20 protein-coding genes are annotated in these 18,632 nt (G+C 50.4%); 12 read left to right on the plus strand and 8 right to left on the minus strand.

Features of this window, described 5'->3' with window-relative positions; all coding sequences use genetic code 11:
* Positions 1-59 precede the first annotated feature (59 nt).
* From DQW12_RS07240 to DQW12_RS07260, 5 genes are read right to left on the minus strand one after another with little or no spacing between them, the layout of a single operon-like run.
* Complete coding sequence (locus tag DQW12_RS07240; RefSeq protein ID WP_113907152.1) at positions 60-1,088, minus strand: succinylglutamate desuccinylase/aspartoacylase family protein; 1,029 nt, start codon at positions 1,086-1,088, stop codon at positions 60-62.
* A 6-nt stretch (positions 1,089-1,094) separates the two neighbouring features.
* Positions 1,095-2,000 (minus strand): 30S ribosomal protein S6--L-glutamate ligase, encoded by a 906-nt coding sequence (gene rimK / locus DQW12_RS07245; RefSeq protein WP_113907153.1) that lies wholly within the window; start codon positions 1,998-2,000, stop codon positions 1,095-1,097.
* Positions 1,997-2,431 (minus strand): ATP-dependent zinc protease family protein, encoded by a 435-nt coding sequence (locus DQW12_RS07250; protein ID WP_113907154.1) that lies wholly within the window; start codon positions 2,429-2,431, stop codon positions 1,997-1,999. Before DQW12_RS07250 ends, rimK begins: the two co-directional genes overlap by 4 nt.
* Positions 2,432-2,458: 27 nt before the next feature.
* Positions 2,459-3,283 carry a mechanosensitive ion channel family protein gene (locus tag DQW12_RS07255; RefSeq protein ID WP_157957873.1) on the minus strand — a complete coding sequence of 275 codons (825 nt, stop codon included), beginning with the start codon at positions 3,281-3,283 and terminating at the stop codon, positions 2,459-2,461.
* 5 nt (positions 3,284-3,288) lie between these two features.
* Positions 3,289-4,083, minus strand: a complete 795-nt coding sequence (locus DQW12_RS07260) for a DUF432 domain-containing protein (RefSeq protein WP_113907156.1) — start codon at positions 4,081-4,083, stop codon at positions 3,289-3,291.
* A gap of 69 nt (positions 4,084-4,152) precedes the next feature.
* On the opposite strand from DQW12_RS07260, the gene DQW12_RS07265 reads away from it, so the two are divergent.
* Positions 4,153-4,908, plus strand: coding sequence for an EAL domain-containing protein (locus DQW12_RS07265; RefSeq protein ID WP_113907157.1), 756 nt, complete (start codon positions 4,153-4,155; stop codon positions 4,906-4,908).
* On the opposite strand, the gene DQW12_RS07270 is transcribed toward DQW12_RS07265, so the two are convergent.
* Together DQW12_RS07270 and mutH are read right to left on the minus strand one after the other, a co-directional pair.
* Complete coding sequence (locus DQW12_RS07270) at positions 4,883-5,566, minus strand: DUF2982 domain-containing protein (RefSeq protein ID WP_113907158.1); 684 nt, start codon at positions 5,564-5,566, stop codon at positions 4,883-4,885. The genes DQW12_RS07265 and DQW12_RS07270 overlap by 26 nt on opposite strands.
* A 199-nt stretch (positions 5,567-5,765) precedes the next feature.
* Positions 5,766-6,479, minus strand: a complete 714-nt coding sequence (gene mutH, locus DQW12_RS07275) for a DNA mismatch repair endonuclease MutH (protein ID WP_113907159.1) — start codon at positions 6,477-6,479, stop codon at positions 5,766-5,768.
* 136 nt (positions 6,480-6,615) lie between these two features.
* Here mutH and rppH point away from each other — a divergent pair, with 136 nt between their 5' ends.
* From rppH to tcdA, 8 genes are read left to right on the plus strand one after another with little or no spacing between them, the layout of a single operon-like run.
* Positions 6,616-7,146, plus strand: coding sequence for an RNA pyrophosphohydrolase (gene rppH / locus DQW12_RS07280; RefSeq protein ID WP_113907160.1), 531 nt, complete (start codon positions 6,616-6,618; stop codon positions 7,144-7,146).
* A 3-nt stretch (positions 7,147-7,149) separates the two neighbouring features.
* A complete protein-coding gene (gene ptsP / locus DQW12_RS07285; RefSeq protein ID WP_113907161.1) occupies positions 7,150-9,420 on the plus strand; it encodes a phosphoenolpyruvate--protein phosphotransferase in 2,271 nt (756 codons plus the stop codon).
* A gap of 1 nt (position 9,421) precedes the next feature.
* Complete coding sequence (locus tag DQW12_RS07290; RefSeq protein WP_113907162.1) at positions 9,422-10,216, plus strand: sulfite exporter TauE/SafE family protein; 795 nt, start codon at positions 9,422-9,424, stop codon at positions 10,214-10,216.
* Positions 10,217-11,095: a prolipoprotein diacylglyceryl transferase gene (lgt, locus tag DQW12_RS07295; RefSeq protein ID WP_198683927.1), complete on the plus strand. Its 879-nt coding sequence runs from the start codon at positions 10,217-10,219 to the stop codon at positions 11,093-11,095.
* Between the two features lie 8 nt (positions 11,096-11,103).
* Positions 11,104-11,937 (plus strand): thymidylate synthase, encoded by an 834-nt coding sequence (locus tag DQW12_RS07300; protein ID WP_113907164.1) that lies wholly within the window; start codon positions 11,104-11,106, stop codon positions 11,935-11,937.
* 8 nt (positions 11,938-11,945) lie between these two features.
* Complete coding sequence (locus DQW12_RS07305) at positions 11,946-12,962, plus strand: response regulator (protein ID WP_113907165.1); 1,017 nt, start codon at positions 11,946-11,948, stop codon at positions 12,960-12,962.
* Complete coding sequence (locus DQW12_RS07310) at positions 12,959-13,441, plus strand: PAS domain-containing protein (RefSeq protein ID WP_113907166.1); 483 nt, start codon at positions 12,959-12,961, stop codon at positions 13,439-13,441. Before DQW12_RS07305 ends, DQW12_RS07310 begins: the two co-directional genes overlap by 4 nt.
* 3 nt (positions 13,442-13,444) lie before the next feature.
* The gene (tcdA, locus tag DQW12_RS07315) at positions 13,445-14,233 is read left to right on the plus strand and encodes a tRNA cyclic N6-threonylcarbamoyladenosine(37) synthase TcdA (RefSeq protein WP_113907167.1); all 789 of its coding nucleotides are present in this window, start codon (positions 13,445-13,447) and stop codon (positions 14,231-14,233) included.
* Here the strand turns inward: tcdA and DQW12_RS07320 are convergent.
* Positions 14,228-14,650 carry a SufE family protein gene (locus tag DQW12_RS07320; protein ID WP_157957874.1) on the minus strand — a complete coding sequence of 141 codons (423 nt, stop codon included), beginning with the start codon at positions 14,648-14,650 and terminating at the stop codon, positions 14,228-14,230. The two genes, tcdA and DQW12_RS07320, sit on opposite strands and share 6 nt — an antisense overlap.
* Before the next feature lie 197 nt (positions 14,651-14,847).
* On the opposite strand from DQW12_RS07320, the gene DQW12_RS07325 reads away from it, so the two are divergent.
* From DQW12_RS07325 to DQW12_RS07335, 3 genes are all read left to right on the plus strand, one after another.
* Positions 14,848-15,597 (plus strand): electron transfer flavoprotein subunit beta/FixA family protein, encoded by a 750-nt coding sequence (locus DQW12_RS07325; RefSeq protein WP_113907169.1) that lies wholly within the window; start codon positions 14,848-14,850, stop codon positions 15,595-15,597.
* The gene (locus tag DQW12_RS07330; protein ID WP_113907170.1) at positions 15,594-16,526 is read left to right on the plus strand and encodes an electron transfer flavoprotein subunit alpha/FixB family protein; all 933 of its coding nucleotides are present in this window, start codon (positions 15,594-15,596) and stop codon (positions 16,524-16,526) included. Before DQW12_RS07325 ends, DQW12_RS07330 begins: the two co-directional genes overlap by 4 nt.
* A gap of 219 nt (positions 16,527-16,745) precedes the next feature.
* Positions 16,746-18,554, plus strand: coding sequence for a DUF1302 domain-containing protein (locus tag DQW12_RS07335; protein ID WP_198683922.1), 1,809 nt, complete (start codon positions 16,746-16,748; stop codon positions 18,552-18,554).
* The last annotated feature ends 78 nt before the right edge of the window (positions 18,555-18,632 follow it).

The raw sequence follows: 18,632 nt of genomic DNA on the forward strand, positions 1-18,632 counted from the left end.
TTGTTCTTTATCGGCCAAGGTTGCGGGAGCTTGAACGCTGTTTTATTAAATAGCGGCTGTTACAGTGGTCGATCAGGATAGGCTTCCACGAAGGTGTCGACCATTTCGGTCGCGGTCGGAATTTCTTCTCGGTCGAAGCATGCAATATGAAAAAGGGCTTCGCCTTCATTGGTTACTGGAATATTGCTAATACCAATAATAATACCGTGCACCGGTGAGGTAATAGCGGTCACTTCAGCGCCTTGTGGGGCGGCAATTTCAGCCAGCATTTGTTGGCGCGACACCGTTTGCCCAAGCTCTACTTTGCTCAGTACAATGCCGTCGCGTTCACTGCGCACCCACAGCGATTTTTGCGCAAATACTGGGGTTACTTTTTTCCGTGTTCGACGGCCCTTCATCATTTTCAGCATTTTCATTACGTTGGTAACGCCATTGTAACCTGCGCGAATCGCTGAGTAGTCGAAGCGTAGTGCTTCGCCGGCTTCATACAGAATAAGCGGAATGCCCAACTCCGAGGCTTGTGAGCGCAGCGAACCGTCGCGGTCCTTGGCGTTCATAATCACCGGACAATTAAAGGCTTCGGCCATGGCGGTGGCTTCAATATTGTCGAAGTTCACCCGAATTTGCGGCAAATTGCTGCGGTGAATTGCACCGGTGTGAAGGTCGATAATATGAGTTGCGCGTTCCACCAATTGAACGCGAAACAAATGAGCTAAACGGCTACCAAGCGCACCCCGCTCTGAGCCGGGAAAACAGCGATTCAGGTCGCGACGATCGGGCAAGTAGCGCGACTGCTGAATAAAACCGAACATATTCACTACCGGAACAACCAACAAGGTGCCGCTGAGTTCATTGGGATCGATGCCGTTAATAAGGCGTCGACAAATTTCAATGCCGTTTAGCTCGTCACCATGAATGGCCGCGCAGACCAACAGTGTTGGGCCTTTTTTGCGGCCATGAAATACTTCCACGTGCAGATCGAGAGGGGTGTCGTTATAAAGCCGAGCCGCAGGCAATTGCACGGCAGCCCGAGTGCCCGGTGCCACACTATAGTCACCGAGTTGAAAATCAGCAGGTTTTTTACGCACTGTCGTTTAGCCCTTGCCTTTAGTACGCGTTTTGTGCGACTTAGCGGTTTTTTCAATAAAGGAAATAATTTGTCCAGCAACGTCTTTCTCTGTTGCGGTTTCAATACCTTCGAGCCCTGGCGACGAGTTCACTTCCATTACCAGTGGACCATGGTTGGAGCGCAGCAAGTCTACACCGGCAACATTCAAGCCCATGGTTTTTGCCGCTTTTACCGCAGTTGCGCGCTCTGCCGGGCTGAGTTTTACTAGGGTTGCGCTACCGCCACGGTGGAGGTTAGAACGGAATTCTCCGGGCTTAGCTTGGCGTTTCATGGCCGCAATCACTTTATCGCCAATTACAAAACAGCGTAAGTCGGCACCGCCGGCTTCCTTAATGTACTCTTGCACCATAAAGTGAGCGTTCAAGCCCATAAAAGCTTCAATCACACTCTCTGCAGCCTTGCGCGTTTCTGCGAGGACCACGCCGATGCCTTGGGTTCCTTCCAGAAGTTTAATCACGAGAGGCGCACCGCCGACCATATCGATCAAGTCTGGGATGTCCGTCGGTTTACTGGCAAAACCGGTTACCGGCAGGCCAATGCCTTTGCGCGACAGGAGTTGTAATGATCTCAGTTTGTCGCGGCTGCGGCTTATGGCTACCGACTCATTGAGCGGATAAGTACCCATCATTTCAAACTGCCGCAGTACGGCTGTGCCGTAAAACGTAATGGAGGCCCCGATACGCGGAATAACTGCGTCGAAGTCTGACAGCACTTTGCCGCGCATGTGAATTTCAGGTTCTTTGGCGTTAATATTCATGTAACAACGCAGAGGGTCGAGCACGGCTACTTCGTGGCCACGCGCTTCTGCCGACTCGATTAAACGACGAGTGGAGTAGAGGTTCCGGTTGCGTGACAAAATAGCAATTTTCATGAGGGCTCTCCGAGCAAATATGAAGCTTGGGGGTTTACAATAAAGCGCCCATTGAGTGCTTGGCGCCCGAGTAACATTCTGAATTTCATTGTATCACGATTTGTTAGCGTTAATTCAGCAGGAAATTCATGCTCACCTGCCCGCACCTTAGTAACAATTACGTAGCGGGTTTCGGTATGGCCGCCGGAGTCGGTTACGGCCCGCTCTTCCAAGATTTTTGCTTCACACACATGCTCCTCGTCGCTGCCTTGGTGCGGGTGCACCCAAATGCGCAACCAAGCCTCGCCTTCCTTTTCAAAGGGTTCGAGCTGAAAAGCATGCAGGCACGACGTTTTCGCGCCCGTGTCTACTTTTGCTTTGATACGATCAATGCCGAGATCGGGTAATGCGAGCCATTCTCGCCAGCCAGTGGTTGCATGATGAGTCGTCAAAATAAAACGTCCTTTTTAAAAAACAATTCAGGGATAAGGCATGTTATAGCCCGTATCGGGCGAGGGTGCCACCGCGTTCACTTGCACCAAGCGAAAACCATGTTCTTGGATCGCGTTGATCACCAGATCGATAAGTGCTGATTTTGCTTCAAAAAAGTCACTTTGTTCAACCCAAACCGTAAATTGCACTGCAATTCCAAAGGTATTCACTTGGTTACGAAACAGCAGCGGCTTTGGCTCGGCTAAATAGCGAGTGCGCGGCGTAACCAACGCAAACAACACTTTTTCTAAAGCGCCAAGGTCGGTTTTGTGGTCCATGGTCAGGTGCAGATCAATACGCCGAACTTTAAATTTGGAAAAGTTAATAACATGGCTTTTGATCAGATCGTCGTTAGGCACGCGAACATATAAGTTATCGAAGGTGCGGAGCTTAATGGCGAGCCAATCCACGCTAATTACTTCGCCGCGGGTATTGTGCACGCTAATGATATCGCCAACCTTAAAACTCTTCTCGGAAAGCAAGAAAAGACCACTAATAAAATTTGACGTTGAGGTTTGCGACGCGAACCCGACCGCAACAGAAAGCACGCCTGCAGCTGCAAGCAACAGCCCACTACGAAAGCCAAGCTCGCTTAACGCGGCAATCACGAAGAGAAAAAGCACAATGTACGAAATAGCCCGCTTGAAAAGTATCGCTTTGTGCGGATGGGTGTGGGTATCGACATATTTGCGCATACCACGCATGATTAAATTGCGTAATAAAAAACCGACTAAAAGGTAAGCCGCCGCGCGCGCCCATGCCCAACCGTCGGCGCCCAGTAGAGGTTGTATAAACTGTTGCAAGAGTTCCATAGGGTTCATCCAATAATAGCCTCTAAAGCCCGCATAATAGTCCGTACTTCAAGTTTGCTGTGCGCTTCACCTACTAACTTCTTGTGTTCATGCCGATGCGTAATCTCTTTGCCGTGGTTAACGCGTAATTCATCGAGTAGACGTTCTTTACTGAGCCCGAGTGGGTAGGTCCAGAAGTATTTGTTGTCGAGCAAGTAAACGGGGAAGTAGTGTACTGGCAGCGATAGCCGTTCAATGCGTAACGGTTCGGCGTCGCGATTGCTAACCCGCAACTCCATCCATGCTCTAAGTTGAGCAGAAGCTGGGGCTGGGAGATCACCCTCGGTAACAACAAGCGTGTCAGGCAAGGTAAGCGCTAGTTCACCCGCGCGCGTGTTTTTACCAAACCATGTTTGTTTTACCGGCTCAAAGAAACCGCTCCAGAGCGGGATTTTGCTGGTACCAATTTGTACCCATAACAGCAGAGGAATAGACGCATAGAGCTTCGGCTTGCGGTCGCGTGGCACCATAATCGGTTCGCTCGGAAAAACGATAAAGTTGGACTCCGGCATGCGCGCATAGCAGCGAAAAGTGCTCTCTTGTTCGCCGCTCACCCAGCGGTGTGATTTTGTCCATTGCTGGGGCCGCTCTTCAATAAGTGAAAAGGTAGGTGAACTTGGTAAAGGTTCGTTCGCTAAGCGTTCTACGTGGTAGCATTCCCAATGGTGTTCAAAACGAAAGATTTGTATGTTTTCGTTTTTTAGTTTGATCTGAACGCCACTTTTCGGGAGTATTTGTGATTCAAAAATAGGATAAAGCATAGGGTCCAGTTCTGCATCGGGTCATAAGACCTGCTAACCTTAGCGTAAAATCCAAGTTAGGAGAATAGAATGAGTACGTGCGGGGCCTGTAAGTGTTATAAAAAGCTAGAATTTAATATCCGCATGGCATATCAGCCTATTGTGGACGTGTCAGACAACACGGTTTTTGCTTTCGAAGCACTGGTACGTGGTGAAAATGGAGAAGGCGCGGGCATCGTGCTAGACCGTGTTACCGACGAATACATTTACTCCTTCGACCAAAAATGCCGGATGACTGCAATTGAAACAGCAGCGCGCATTGGTGTGCCGGGTAAAATTAGCATTAACTTTTTGCCCAACGCTATTTATGAACCTGAAACCTGTTTAGAGCGCACCTTAGAAACGGCTCAGCGGGTGGGCTTTCCAAAAGACAATATTATTTTTGAAGTGACCGAGCACGAGAAGATAGAAAATCACGAACTACTCAAAGACGTATTTTCCACCTACCGCAAGCATGGCTTTTTAACGGCAATTGACGACTTTGGTGAAGGCTATGCAGGCTTGAACTTACTGTCTGACTTCCAACCTGATTTACTCAAAATAGATATGAACCTCATTCGTAATATCGATAAAGACCGGGTGAAGCGGGCGATAGTGAAAGGCGTTATTAGTGTGGCTTCGGATCTCGGCATTCGCTCTATTGCCGAAGGGATAGAAACCCAAGAAGAGTTCGAAGTTTTGCGCGATCTTGGTATTGTGCTCATGCAAGGCTACTACTTTGGTAAGCCCGCCCTCGAGCAAGCCATTATTCCAGAAGGTTTTAACTGTGGGGCGGGTAAAAAATAGCCCGTTTGTGCTGTAATTCTTTTAAATAGGCCTTAAACTCCTGCGGCTCTCGGTCGAGAGCCGTTTCAGGTATAAACAAATCGTACCCTAATAGTTCACGGTATTGCGCCATGCGATAAGCAAAACTCGCTTGAATGCCTTGGTAACGCTCGCCGAACTCGTCTTTAAAGCGCTCAGGCGTATCAAAATACTTGGCGTAGTCGTCTGGCTCAACACGGGCATAGCGAAGCGCAGCAACAAGCAACGGGCGCTGTTCCATCAGTAGATGCACAGCGAGGCGCTGCGAGAGGGAGTGAACGAGAGGGCCATACTGGTTCAGTCGAATGCCCACAAACGGCATGTCCACATACTCCATACCGCGCTCAATACGCGGAATGTCGAAACGCTGAATGTGGTCCCAAGCGAGCGTCCACTGGCCACGCCGTTGCAAATAGCGGATATTTTCGGGCGTAATGATCAGCGAGGCTTCGGGTTCGGTATTTTTCGCCACCCCCAGAACCAGCAGTAAAACGCCCACCACCAACCCTGCCATAAAAAATAAGGGAAGAAGCTCGAACAAAAGCCGCCCGAAAATACTTAAGAGGCATAACGCTACACCCGCGACTATAAGCGTGAGCGCATTTCGTTTGCTGCTAGGGCGTATGGTGAGTTCAGGCATAGAGGCCCCTTCGCGGGCGAGTAAAGGGCATTTATGAATGCCAAAATAAGAAGTAAACGGCCAGCATGATCACGGCCCATAACAAGGTAAAACGCATACGCCGACAAAATGGACAGGGTTCGCTGTGCTTTTCATTTTTGGGAACGTTTTTCTGCAGCATAAAGAGTCCGTGACTGATCAAAAAGTGCGTTTCATTCGGCTAAAGCAACGGCTCGTTCGGAATACCGAGCGCCTCAGCGAGAATGTGTTGGGTAAAAGCTTTCTTTAAATAATAGCCGCGTGGACGGGTTTGGATCATCTCACCGTGCATACCCACGGCCGCCGTGAGTACAGAGCCGCTCGCTGCCTTCGGGCGCAACTGCAGGAATTTGCCCGTACGCGCAGTAATATGTTCAACCTGCCCTAACACAATAGCTTCGGTAATTTCTTCCCAGTCGGCTTTGAGCTGAGCGTCTTGTGTTGCCGTAGGGCTCCACAGTATCGCGGGGCCTACCACTCGGTCGCCCGGAGGAATAGCGCGGCGGCCGTCGATCGGCAGCCAAAGCACCCGCTGCAGCTTGTTGCGAACATTGGATTCGGCCCACTGCACGCCGTTTAAGTGCAGCAACGGAGCAATGCAAACGTAAGTGGTTTCCGCGGGAATACCGTTTTCGCCAATCGGTAAGGTTTTTAGCTCGACGCCTAATTCTGGAAAATCTTGTGCTTGTTTTGAGCCGGCAGTAGCGCCTAAATAAAGTTCCAATAGCTGCCCCGCCCAGCCTTTTGCATGGCGGAGCGACGTGGGCGTTACCCAGCCAGCCTGTTCGGCTAATTGGCCTAAGGTAAAGCCTTGCAGTGCGCGCGCGCGCTCGAGTAGCGCCTGTTCAGATTCAGGCGGCGAAACAGCAAGACGAAGTGAAGCGCTGAATAACATGCCGGCACCGAGGTTAGTTTTGTAGAGAAGCTATGGTAACGGCAGGTAAATTCAAGCACAAGAGCACATCAGCGTTTGCCGAAACCGCGCCTTTGTGGAACAATCAATTCATTAAATTAGAAAAGAGGATGCTCACGTGATAGATGCCGAAGGCTTTCGTGCGAATGTCGGCATAGTGATTTGCAATGAGCATGGTCAAGTATTTTGGGCAAGGCGTTTTGGCCAACAAAGTTGGCAGTATCCGCAAGGTGGAATTGACACCGGTGAAACGCCTGAGCAAGCGATGTACCGAGAACTGTATGAGGAAGTAGGGCTTCGCCAAGAACAAGTAGAGCTTATTTACACCAGCCGGCATTGGTACCGTTATCGTTTGCCAAAACGAATGGTGAGAAAAGGCCAGCAGCCGCTGTGTATCGGCCAAAAACAAAAATGGTTTTTACTCAAGCTCACGTGTCCAGAATCTGATGTGAATGTATTGCAGTCCGGCCACCCGGAATTTGATGGTTGGCGATGGGTGAGTTATTGGTACCCCGTTCGCCAAGTCGTTTCGTTTAAACGAGACGTGTACCGTCGTGTAATGAAGGAATTTGCACCTATAGCAATGCCCTTTAAACCTCATGCAGCGAAAGGTAAACGATTAAAACGTAACAAACAACGTAGGCGTTAACGCATGCTGACCACGCTCCAACGAATTGTAGAAGCGGTGAACCAAGCGCCCGAATTTGAAGTGGCGCTGGACACTATGGTGCGCAGTGTAAAAGCTGCGCTTGGTAGCGACGTGTGCTCTGTGTACTTGGTCGACCGGGAAAATCGCGAGTTTGTGTTGATGGCCTCCGACGGCCTGCGCATTCCGGTTGGCGAGCGTATTAGCCTGAACTTTGGTGAAGGTTTAATTAGCCTTGCGGCAGAGCGTGAAGAGCCGCTCAACATTGCCAACGCCACCACCCACCCAAATTTCAAGCTGGTTGAGGGGGTGGAAGAAGAGCCGTACCGCGCCATGTTGGTTGCGCCGATTATTCACCAACGTCAGGTACTCGGTGTGCTGGCAGTGCAGCAGCAAAAAGCGCGGGCGTTTTCGGGTGAGGAAGAATCATTCGTTGTTACTTTAGCCGCGCAGCTAGCGGCTGTCATTGCGCATGCTGAAGCAAAAGGCTTGGTGTCTGGGCAGCAGTCACCTTGGATGCGCAACCTCAGTGCTATTCCGGGTGCTCCGGGGGTTGCCATTGGCCAAGCCTACATTGGGAAACCCATCGCTAGTTTAAGCTCCGTGGTACCACGCCGCACCGAACAACCGTGGCGCGAGATTCACCGTTTTCGCAGCGCGGTTATAAAAACACGACAAGACTTGCGTGAGCTTGCCGAACAAGTTGCGTCGTACGTAGCCGCCGACACCCTCGCTATTTTTGACGTTTACCAAGGCATGCTTGACGCCGCCAGTTTAGGCGACGCAGTAGAGGCCAAAATTAAAGAGGGCTGGCGCGCCCAAACTGCAGTGAAGCTGGTGGTTGAAGGTTTTGTGTCGCAATTTGAAGACTTGGACGACTCCTATTTAAAAGAGCGTGCTGTTGACGTGCGCGACTTAGGCCAGCGTATCTTAGGGCATTTGCAAGACCGCAAGCATGTTGAAGAAAGCGTGCCGGAATCTTGTATCTTGGTGGCGGAAGAAGTGACCGCCAGTATGCTGGCTTCGATTCCTCGGGCACGACTACAAGGCCTAATTTCCTTGCGCGGTTCAGCCAACAGCCATGCCGCAATTATGGCGCGCAGCATGGGTATTCCAGCTGTATTCGGCGTGCAAGACGTGCCGCTCAATTATTTGGAAGACCAATTTTTAGTGGTCGACGGCTACAGTGGTGACGTTTTTGTAAACCCGCCCGCGCAGCTCTTGCAAGAGTACGAGGAGTTGCAAGAGGAAGAGGTAGAGCTGGCGGGTATTGTTAAAGCGAATCGTCATTTACCGGCGGAAACGAGCGACGGCATTCAGGTAGACTTACAAGTCAACGCAGGGCTAAACCTCGACGCCAACGACGAGCTTGGTGAACATAATGGTATTGGCCTTTACCGAACCGAAATACCGTTTATGATGCGCGAGCGTTTTCCGACGGAAAGCGAACAATTAAAATTATACAAAGATGTTTTGCAGTCTTACCGAGGCCAACCCGTGGTGATGCGAACATTGGATATTGGCGGCGACAAGCCACTCCCTTATTTTCCCATACAAGAAGAAAATCCTTTTTTAGGGTGGCGCGGCATTCGCATGACGCTTGATCACCCCGAGATATTCTTGGTGCAAGTGCGGGCGATGCTCCGCGCTAATGTTGGCTATGGTACGCTGAAAATACTGTTGCCCATGATCACCTCAGTCGACGAGGTGGATGAAGCGGCGCGCCTTATTAATCAGGCTTATTTCGAAGTTCGCAATGAATTGGTGCAAACCGCCAATGCCCCGACCATGCAGCGCCCGCAACTCGGGGTTATGATTGAAGTGCCGGCGCTGTTGTATCAATTAGAAGCGGTGGCACAGCGGGTCGACTTTTTCTCGGTAGGCACCAATGATCTGACCCAATATTTACTTGCCGTCGATCGCAATAATCCGCGCGTGGCGAGGCTCTATGAGGTTTATCACCCTGCAGTACTTCGTGCTTTACAGCAAATTGCCGACACGGCGCATAAGCTCGGTAAACCGGTTAGCGTGTGCGGTGAGTTGGCCGGTGATCCGGGTGGCGCGTTGTTATTGCTTGCTATGGGCTATCGCACGCTCAGTATGAGTGCCCATAACCTCGACAAGATTCGCTGGATTATCCGCAATGTGTCGTCGCCGATGTTACAGGTGTTGTTGGCGCAGGCGATGAATGCAAAGCATCCAGACCATGTTCGCAAGGTGGTGAACATGAAGTTAGAAGGGCTTGGCTTAGGCGGCTTTGTCCGCGCAGGGAAGTAGTATGTCCGCATTCCTCATCTTGCTGGGGGCGGGAGTTTTTGCAGGATTATTGTCGGGCGCGTTAGGTATTGGTGGTGGCATTCTGGTGGTGCCGCTGCTTATTTTTATGTTGCCCGGCATGGGCATTCCAGCTGAAATTGTGGTGCCCACAGCAATTGGTACGAGTTTAGCGACCATTGCCATTACCACGCTCTCGAGTGCATGGGCGCACCAAAAACGGAACAATATAGACTGGCGCTGGGTGAAGCTATTGGTCCCTATGGTGGTGCTCGGCGGTTTTCTCGGTGCGTGGATAGGCTCGTCGATTCCAGCACTTGTACTTCAGCGTGTTTTTGCAGTTATGCTGCTCTATTTAGCCGCACGAATGATCTGGAAACGGCAACCGCGTAACAGCGAGAAAGCCATTCGGCATTGGAAGGTGCGCGGCTTTGGCGTTGCAATTGGTACCGTGTCTGCGTTGGTGGGTATTGGTGGTGGGGCGCTCATTGTACCGCTGCTTAATTATTACCAAGTAGTCATGGCACGCGCGGTGGCTATTGCAGCCGTGTGTAGTGTGGTGTTAGCTGCGGTAAGTACTGCACTGTATAGTGCGGTAGGTAGCCTGAACCACAGTTATGAAATATTTGGCTTAGTCGGGTTCTTTTATATCCCCGCATGGCTCGCTATAGTTGCAACTTCGGTGCTGTGTGCGCCGCTAGGCGCAAAAATAGCCAGTGTACTGCCCGTTCGATATTTGCAGCGCGCGTTCGCCGCTTTACTTATTGCAGTGGCAATTCATTTACTCATTTCAGGATAGATTATGGCCTCAGAATACCTTCAGCATCCGCAAATTGACCCTATTATTTTTAGTCTCGGCCCCCTCGATTTGCGCTGGTATGGTCTTATGTATTTGCTCGGCGCGGTATTTGCGTATATTTACGGTACCAAGCGCGCTAAACGCGACCCGAATTGGACACCAGAAGCATGGCAAGACTTGCTATTTTGGGCGTTTCTCGCCTTGGTGATCGGCGGCCGAGTGGGTTATGTGTTGTTCTATCAGTTTCCTGTTTTTATCAGTAACCCTCTGTATTTATTCGATATGAAGTCAGGCGGCATGTCGTTCCACGGAGGCTTGCTCGGTGTCATTGTAGCGCTTGCGCTTTATGCGCGAAAACTCGGCCTGAGTGTGTGGCAAGTCGGCGATTTTGTGGCGCCTTTAGTGCCGGTAGGGTTGGGTTTAGGGCGTATCGGCAACTTTATTAACGGCGAACTTTGGGGCCGCGTAACCGAACAACCTTGGGGCATGGTGTTTGCTCACGCTGGGCCCTTACCGCGTCATCCGTCGCAACTTTATCAAGCCTTTGGTGAAGGTTTGCTACTCTTTGCGTTGCTGTGGTGGTTTAGTCGCAAGCCGCGCCCAACGGGTGCTGTCGGCGGGCTATTTGTGGTGGGTTATGGTGTGGCGCGGTTTACGGTGGAGTTCTTCCGCGAGCCCGACGCGCACTTAGGCTTGTTGGGTGTCTTTAGTATGGGGCAATGGCTTTCCGCTCTGATGATCATCGCCGGTGCGGTGATCATGTTTTTGTCCTACAAGCATGGTGGTTTGGGCGCGAATGGTCGTCTACCGGCAATTGCCAATAGCAAAAATTCGCAAAGTGCGGCGCCAAGTAAGCGCAACAAAAAGAATAAAGGATAGAAAACAGTATGAAACAATACCTCGATTTAATGGCCCATGTGCTTGAGCACGGTGCAGTAAAAGAAGACCGAACGGGTACGGGAACGCGCAGCGTATTTGGCTACCAAATGCGCTATAACCTTGCCGAAGGTTTTCCGCTGGTGACCACGAAAAAATGCCACCTCAAGTCGATTATTCATGAGTTACTGTGGTTTCTTGCCGGCGACACTAATATTCAGTATTTGAAAGAAAATGGCGTTTCGATTTGGAACGAGTGGGCCACGGAAAAGGGTGATTTAGGGCCGGTTTATGGTGCGCAATGGCGCTCATGGCCTACGCCAACTGGAGAGCACATTGATCAAATTAGTGAGCTGATAACCCAAATTAAGCAAAACCCTGACTCTCGCCGGTTACTGGTGAGCGCATGGAACCCAGCGGTGTTGCCGAAAGCAGGCTTGTCGCCGCAGGAAAACGCCGAGCATGGGCTGCAAGCCTTGCCGCCCTGCCACACTATGTTCCAGTTCTATGTGGCGAACGGTAAATTGAGTTGTCAGCTTTATCAGCGCAGTGCTGATATTTTCCTTGGCGTTCCTTTTAATATTGCCAGCTATGCGTTACTCACTCTCATGGTGGCGCAAGTGTGCGAACTAGAGCCAGGAGACTTTATTCATACCTTGGGCGATGCGCATTTGTACAGTAATCATATTGAACAGGCGAAAGAGCAGTTAACACGCACACCGTTTTCGCTGCCGACGATGCGTTTAAACCCTGCTGTGCGTGACTTGTTTGGTTTTTCGTTCTCCGACTTTACGCTTGAGAACTATCAGTGCCATCCGCACATTAAAGCCCCAGTTGCTATTTAGGAGCCTGCATGACCCTACCTGTGCTTATTTGTGATGACTCCTCGCTTGCACGCAAGCAGCTGGCGCGCATTTTACCTGCCGAGTGGGACATTGAGTTGCACTTTGCGGAGCATGGGCTGGAAGCCTTAGAACGGATCAGAGAAGGTAAGGGTGCGCTGCTGTTTCTAGACCTCAATATGCCAGTTATGGACGGTTATGAAACCCTTGAGGCGATTCGTAAAGAAGACTTAAACACGCTGGTGTTAGTGGTGTCGGGCGACGTGCAACCGGAAGCTAAAGCACGGGTGATGAAGTTAGGTGCGCTCGATTTTATTCGCAAACCAACAGATGTTGACACCATAACCTTAGTGCTCGGCCGCTATGGATTTTTCAGTGCCAGTGACGCGAAGCAGGATGCAGCGAGCGGCGAACAGCGTGGCCTGAATATTGAGGTAAGCCAGCGCGATATGTATCAAGAAGTGGCGAATGTGGCCATGGGGCGAGCCGGTGAATTGTTGGCTAAAGCGCTGAACGTATTTGTAGAACTCCCTATTCCTACCGTGAACCAAATTGCCGCCTCAGAACTGCATATGGTGCTGTCGGCGCTCGACAACGCAACCTCGGTTTCTGCGGTTACTCAAGGCTTTACTGGCGATGGTATTCATGGTGAAGCCATGGTGATTTTTAATGACGCGAGTTTCCATGATATGGGTCGGCTGTTGGGTAACGACTTAAAAGACAAAAGGTATGAGCTCGAAGCGCTAATGGACGTAAGCAATTTGCTCACCGGCGCCTGTTTACAAGGACTAGGCGAGCAGCTGTACGTACGCTTTAACCAAGCGCACCCCGTTATTTTGGGCCGACAGGTAGAAGTAAAGCAATTGCTCGCACAAGCGAAGAACCGCTGGGAGCAGGTATTGGCTATTGAAATAGGCTATCGGTTAGAAGGCTTCGCAATTGAATTCGACCTGTTATTACTCTTCCCTGGCAGCTCATTGCCATTGCTAGAACAGCAATTACAGCACTTATTGGAGGGCAGCGAATGAGTGATTTTAGCCCTGAAGAAATAAACGAATTGCATTTAAAGCTCGGCATTTTAGGCGCTATCGACGTGGGTATTGTAGTGATTGATCGTGCCTTTGAAATTTCGATGTGGAACGACTTTATGGCCAATCATAGTGGCAAACGCCCTAGCCAAGTTCGTGGTCGCTCGCTGTTTGAAGTGGCGCCTGAAATTGAGCCCGACTGGTTTCGTCGTAAGGCAGAGCGCGCGTTTGAGCTGGCCAGTCGCTCGTTCATTATTTGGGAACAGCGGCCATATTTGTTTCGCTTTCCGCAGTATCGGCCGGTTACAGGAACGTCGCCTTTCATGTACCAGAACGTAACCCTTTTGCCGCTGCACGACACACGTGGGCGGGTAGAGCGGTTAGGCATCATTGTGTACGACGTTACCGACACCGCAGAGTCGGCGCGACAAGTAAAGAAAGCGGCACAATCAACGCCACCGCAATGGAAGGAGTTTTAGCCAATGAGTGATTACGCACGTCGCTTTGGTGGTATTGAGCGGTTGTACGGGCGCAGCCAAGCACAGCATATTGAGCAGCTCCACCTTGCGGTGGCTGGCCTGGGCGGTGTAGGTTCATGGGCGGCGGAAGCCCTTGCGCGCTCTGGCGTTGGCGCACTAACCTTAATTGACATGGACGACATTTGCTTGAGCAATATCAATCGTCAGTCGCACGCGCTTACCAGTACCGTCGGGCAACTGAAAACAGAAGTTATTGCAGCACGTTTGCAAGAGATTAATCCGGCAATAAAGCTCACTATCGTGGACGACTTTATAAGGGCTGACGCGCCGGGCGCTGACTTACCTGAGAACCTCAATGGTATGCTCGATGCCATTGATAGCTTGTCGGCAAAGGTAGCCATACTCGCTTGGTGTGTGCGTAATAAATTACCCGTGGTGACCACCGGCGGAGCGGGTGGGCAAATTGACCCTACTCAAATTAAAGTGGCCGACGTAGCACGCGTGCAACAAGATCCGTTAATGGCCAAAGTACGCAACACTTTGCGCCGTAATCATGGTTTTTCGAGAAACCCCAAACGAAAATTTGGGATTGATTGTGTGTATTCCGAAGAACAGTTGCGCTACCCCTTTGGCGATGGCGACGTGAGTTACGCGAAGCCTGGCGCCCAAGCTGCGCGGTTAGACTGCTCAACGGGTTTTGGCGCCTCGGTTATGGTCACGGGGAGCTTTGGCTTTTTCGCCGCCGCACAGCTCTTAAAACGCGTGCTGCCCAAGTACCAGCCGCATTCATAAGGGGGGTGTTTCCGGGAGTTGTTCGCGTAAGGCAACAATGATTTGCCGTAAGCCGCTTGCTCGCGAGTCACTGATATGGTCGGCTAAACCGCAGCTTGTGAGCCATTGATTAAAGTTAAATGCGCGTACGAAAGCAACCGATTGGTGCTGCACTGGCGCCATGAGCACAATGAGCAGTGCACGAATAAGCCGCGCATCGCTTTCTGTGGTGATAACCAGTGACTCAGGCGAACCCGAAACCTGTAGCCATACCTTAGATTGACAGCCGCTCACCTCAAAATTGCTGATTTTGATCTGCTCTATGGGCTTTAGCTCTTTTGCAATCAGCAAAAGCTCGCGATAACGCTGGTCCCAGCTCTGGGCGCGATTTAAACGTGATTGAAGTGCCGCAGCAGGTGGATTAGTTATTGATTTCACGTTAAAAAACCTAATGTTGCTGGGCTGTTTTAAACAGATGTAAGAAAACAGCCATGGTGGCTTGCAAGTTTAGTTGACACATTTGCAAGGAAATTTCGCGCTATTATAGCCCTTTGACTTGTGTGATGCAGGCAGCTTTTACATAATGTGTGGCGAAATGATTCCATTCCAAGACCTTGAGGATAAGGAAAGTAGTTATGAAAATTTTGGTCGCGGTAAAGCGCGTGATTGATTACAACGTGAAAGTGCGCGTGAAGGCTGATCAGTCCGACGTTGATTTAAGCAACGTAAAAATGGCGTTGAACCCGTTTTGTGAAATTGCAGTGGAAGAAGCCGTGCGATTAAAAGAGCAAGGCGTGGCGGAAGAAGTTGTAGTGGTTTCGATTGGCCCGAAAGCCTGCCAAGAGCAAATTCGTACCGCGTTGGCGCTGGGTGCTGACCGAGGCATTCACATTGAAGCCGACGCGATGCCAGACTCATTAGTGGTGGCAAAGCTCTTGCAAAAAGTGGTTGCCGAAGAAGCGCCGCAACTAGTGATTCTTGGTAAACAGTCAATCGACTCCGATAATAACCAAACTGGGCAAATGCTGTCGGCACTTACCGACATGCCACAGGGTACCTTTGCGTCGGAAGTGAAAATTGACGGCGACAGTGTACAAGTTACCCGTGAAGTTGACGGCGGCCTGCAAACGGTAGCCTTAACCTTGCCGGCGATTGTAACCACAGACCTACGTTTGAATGAACCGCGCTATGCGTCATTGCCGAATATTATGAAGGCAAAACGTAAACCACTCGACGTGAAAGCTGCAGCCGATTTCGGCATTGAGTTGGGCAGCAAAGTAAGCCTAGTAAAGGCAGAGCCGCCAGCAGAGCGCAGTGCAGGCGTGAAGGTAGCAGACGTAGCCGAGTTGGTTGAAAAGTTAAAGAATGAGGCGAAAGTACTATGAGCATTTTAGTTGTAGCAGAGCACAACAATAGCACTTTAAATCCGGCCACGCTGAAAACCTTAACAGCAGCACAGGCCATGGGTGACGAAGTGCATGTATTGGTAGCCGGTGAGAATTGTGCTGCGGTTGCGAATGAAGTGGCTACAGCGGCCGGGGTGAGTAAAGTATTCTGTGCCGACAATGCTGCTTACGGGCACTTCTTGGCGGAAAATATTTCTGCCTTAGTTGCAGAGCTGGGTAAGGACTACAGCCATGTAGTAGCGCCTGCCACCACTACAGGCAAGAATTTTATGCCACGGGTGGCTGCACTTCTCGACGTGGCGCAGGTGTCGGATATTATTGCAGTGGAGTCGAGCGATACCTTCCGGCGGCCAATTTATGCCGGGAATGCAATTGCAACGGTAAAAAGCGACGACGGCATTAAAGTTATTACTGTGCGTGCAACTGCATTCGATGCGGTAGCTGCCGAAGGTGGTTCTGCCAGCGTAGAAAATATTGATGCAGTGCATAATTCCAGCAAAGTGCGCTTTGTCGGTGAAGAGCTGGCCAAGAGTGAACGCCCTGACCTTACCGCTGCTCGAGTGGTGATTTCGGGTGGTCGCGGTATGCAAAACGGCGATAACTTTAAACTACTCGACGGTATTGCCGACCAACTCGGTGCAGCAATTGGTGCGTCACGCGCCGCTGTTGACGCGGGCTTTGTGCCGAACGACATGCAAGTAGGCCAAACCGGCAAAATTGTTGCGCCGGAACTGTACATTGCCGTGGGTATTAGTGGCGCGATTCAGCACTTAGCGGGTATGAAAGACTCGAAAGTGATTGTTGCCATTAATAAAGATGAAGAAGCGCCGATTTTCCAAGTGGCAGATTATGGCTTGGTCGGCGATTTGTTTGATGTTTTACCGGAATTAGAAAAAGCGCTCTCGTAGAGCGCTTTTTATTTCCTCACACTAGTGCGTGACAAGCGGGTAATGGGTCTGCTAACCTGCTTTCATAAAAAATACAGCAACAAGAAATATACAAATAAACAAAAATTTATGTTTGAATGAGGAAAGACTTGCGCTTGCGCGATCAATCAGACATGATTTTTGAAAAATTATTAGCCAGGGACTCCCGTTCCGGGTAACGCAGGATAGGTGGCAACAACAATGAAAAAAATGACATCTGTGTTCAAAAAACTACCTCTCGCTTCGGCAGTAGCTTTAGCAGTAGCTCTACCAAGCGCGAATGCAGCGACCTTTAATGTTGGGCCGCTCAATGTTCAATTCGACTCAACCTTCTCGCTAGGTGCAACTTGGCGTATGGAAGATCAAGACCCACGGGTTTTACACCCGGGCAACTTCCCAGGGGGCGGTGGTCAGTCGGGGGTAGCCGACGACGGTAACTTGAACTTCGACAAAGGCGATATGACGTCGTTTGTATTCCGCGGTATTCACGACATCAACATTACCGGCAGCGGTAACACCGGTGCCTTTATTCGTTTTAATTATTGGTACGACGATGTGTTGGAAAATGCCAACGTAAACCATGGTCATACTGCCAATAATTACACGCCAAATGCGCGCTTAAATACCGACGCGTTCGACCCCTATGCTCGGGGTACGGGCTCAAATTTATTAGACGCGTTCATTTACACCAGTTTTGATCTTGGCTCTATGCCGGTTGATTTACGGGTTGGCCGCCAAGTACTGAGCTGGGGTGAAAGTACCTTTATTGTGAATGGTATTAACTCCATTAACCCAGCCGACGTAAACGCATTGCGCCGTCCCGGTGCTGAATTACGCGACGCATTGCTGCCTGTAGGTATGGTGAGTTTATCGATGGGCTTAACCGACACTCTGAGCTTCGACGCTTTTGCCATGTACGAGTGGGATAACACCAAACTGGACGGTTGCGGTACTTTCTTTTCGTCGGTTGATATCTTAGGTGGACCGGGCTGTAACAAAGTAACCTTGAACCCAACGGTTGGTGCAAACACCACGCTCAGTGACGGTGAGTCGGTAGACGCGGGTGTTTACGTTGCCCGTGCGCAAGACGACGAAGCGAGTGACAGCGGCCAATTCGGTGTGTCTTTCCGTTACTATTCTATGAATCTTGATACCGAATTCGGTTTTTACTACCTGAATGTGCACAATACGGCGCCTATTATCTCGGCGTACGACTGGCGCACCACGGAAATTAGTAACAACGTAGTGTCAACTTTAGGCCCGCAATACTTCCTGGAGTGGCCAGAAGACAATGAAATTTTTGGTGTGAGCTTTAGTACAACGCTTGGTGCATGGTCGTGGGCTGGTGAAGTAAGCTATCGCCCAGCGCAAGCAGTGCAAATCAACACCACTGAAATTTTAACCGCTGGTTTGCAGCCGAACGTACCGAGCTCATTTATGGTGCGTATCGACGAAGCACGCCCGAACGGTATTCCAGAAGGAAACCGGGCACGTGGTTATGAAGAACTGGAAGTTTGGCAAGCACAGTCAACTTTTATTAACTTCTTTGATCAGGTTATGGGTGCGCAGCGCTTAACCTTCATTGGTGAAATTGCAGTGAGCCATGTGGCCGATCTACCGAGCTTAGACGTACAACGTTTTGGTCGTAACCCGGTATACGGCAAGTGCTTAACCGGAGCCGATTTAGGCAATCCAGGCGGCGCAAACACCAACTGTGAAGGTTTTGTTACCAGCACTTCTTGGGGTTACCGTACCCGCTTAGTTTGGGAATATTCGAACGCCTTTATGGGTTGGAACTTGAACCCAGCCATTGCCTTCGGTCATGACGTGAAAGGATATTCACCAAATACCAACTTTATTGAAGGTCGCCGTAACTTAGGCTTTATCCTCGACGGTAACTACTTGAGCCGTTACGGCTTCTCAGTATCGTATACTCGCTATGACGGTGCCGATTACGATCCAACACAAGACCGTGACTTTGTTTCAGCGAGCTTCTCACTCTCGTTCTAAGCAACGGCAACTCAGTTTAAAAGGTCAGCTTCGGCTGGCCTTTTTTATAGGAATTTTTGGTCTGCTTACGGCCACTTT

It is taken from the genome of Aliidiomarina celeris (assembly GCF_003316875.1).
Classification (GTDB): domain Bacteria; phylum Pseudomonadota; class Gammaproteobacteria; order Enterobacterales; family Alteromonadaceae; genus Aliidiomarina; species Aliidiomarina celeris.

Coding starts and splice junctions, on each gene's coding strand:
- DQW12_RS07290 (WP_113907162.1), top strand. CDS start 9,422: ATGTCCGCATTCCTCATCTTGCTGGGGGCGGGAGTTTTTGCAGGATTA.
- DQW12_RS07335 (WP_198683922.1), top strand. CDS start 16,746: ATGAAAAAAATGACATCTGTGTTCAAAAAACTACCTCTCGCTTCGGCA.
- DQW12_RS07270 (WP_113907158.1), bottom strand. CDS start 5,566: ATGCCTGAACTCACCATACGCCCTAGCAGCAAACGAAATGCGCTCACG.
- tcdA (WP_113907167.1), top strand. CDS start 13,445: ATGAGTGATTACGCACGTCGCTTTGGTGGTATTGAGCGGTTGTACGGG.
- DQW12_RS07265 (WP_113907157.1), top strand. CDS start 4,153: ATGAGTACGTGCGGGGCCTGTAAGTGTTATAAAAAGCTAGAATTTAAT.
- DQW12_RS07260 (WP_113907156.1), bottom strand. CDS start 4,083: ATGCTTTATCCTATTTTTGAATCACAAATACTCCCGAAAAGTGGCGTT.
- DQW12_RS07300 (WP_113907164.1), top strand. CDS start 11,104: ATGAAACAATACCTCGATTTAATGGCCCATGTGCTTGAGCACGGTGCA.
- DQW12_RS07330 (WP_113907170.1), top strand. CDS start 15,594: ATGAGCATTTTAGTTGTAGCAGAGCACAACAATAGCACTTTAAATCCG.
- rimK (WP_113907153.1), bottom strand. CDS start 2,000: ATGAAAATTGCTATTTTGTCACGCAACCGGAACCTCTACTCCACTCGT.
- DQW12_RS07255 (WP_157957873.1), bottom strand. CDS start 3,283: ATGGAACTCTTGCAACAGTTTATACAACCTCTACTGGGCGCCGACGGT.
- mutH (WP_113907159.1), bottom strand. CDS start 6,479: ATGTTATTCAGCGCTTCACTTCGTCTTGCTGTTTCGCCGCCTGAATCT.
- DQW12_RS07325 (WP_113907169.1), top strand. CDS start 14,848: ATGAAAATTTTGGTCGCGGTAAAGCGCGTGATTGATTACAACGTGAAA.
- ptsP (WP_113907161.1), top strand. CDS start 7,150: ATGCTGACCACGCTCCAACGAATTGTAGAAGCGGTGAACCAAGCGCCC.
- DQW12_RS07310 (WP_113907166.1), top strand. CDS start 12,959: ATGAGTGATTTTAGCCCTGAAGAAATAAACGAATTGCATTTAAAGCTC.
- DQW12_RS07305 (WP_113907165.1), top strand. CDS start 11,946: ATGACCCTACCTGTGCTTATTTGTGATGACTCCTCGCTTGCACGCAAG.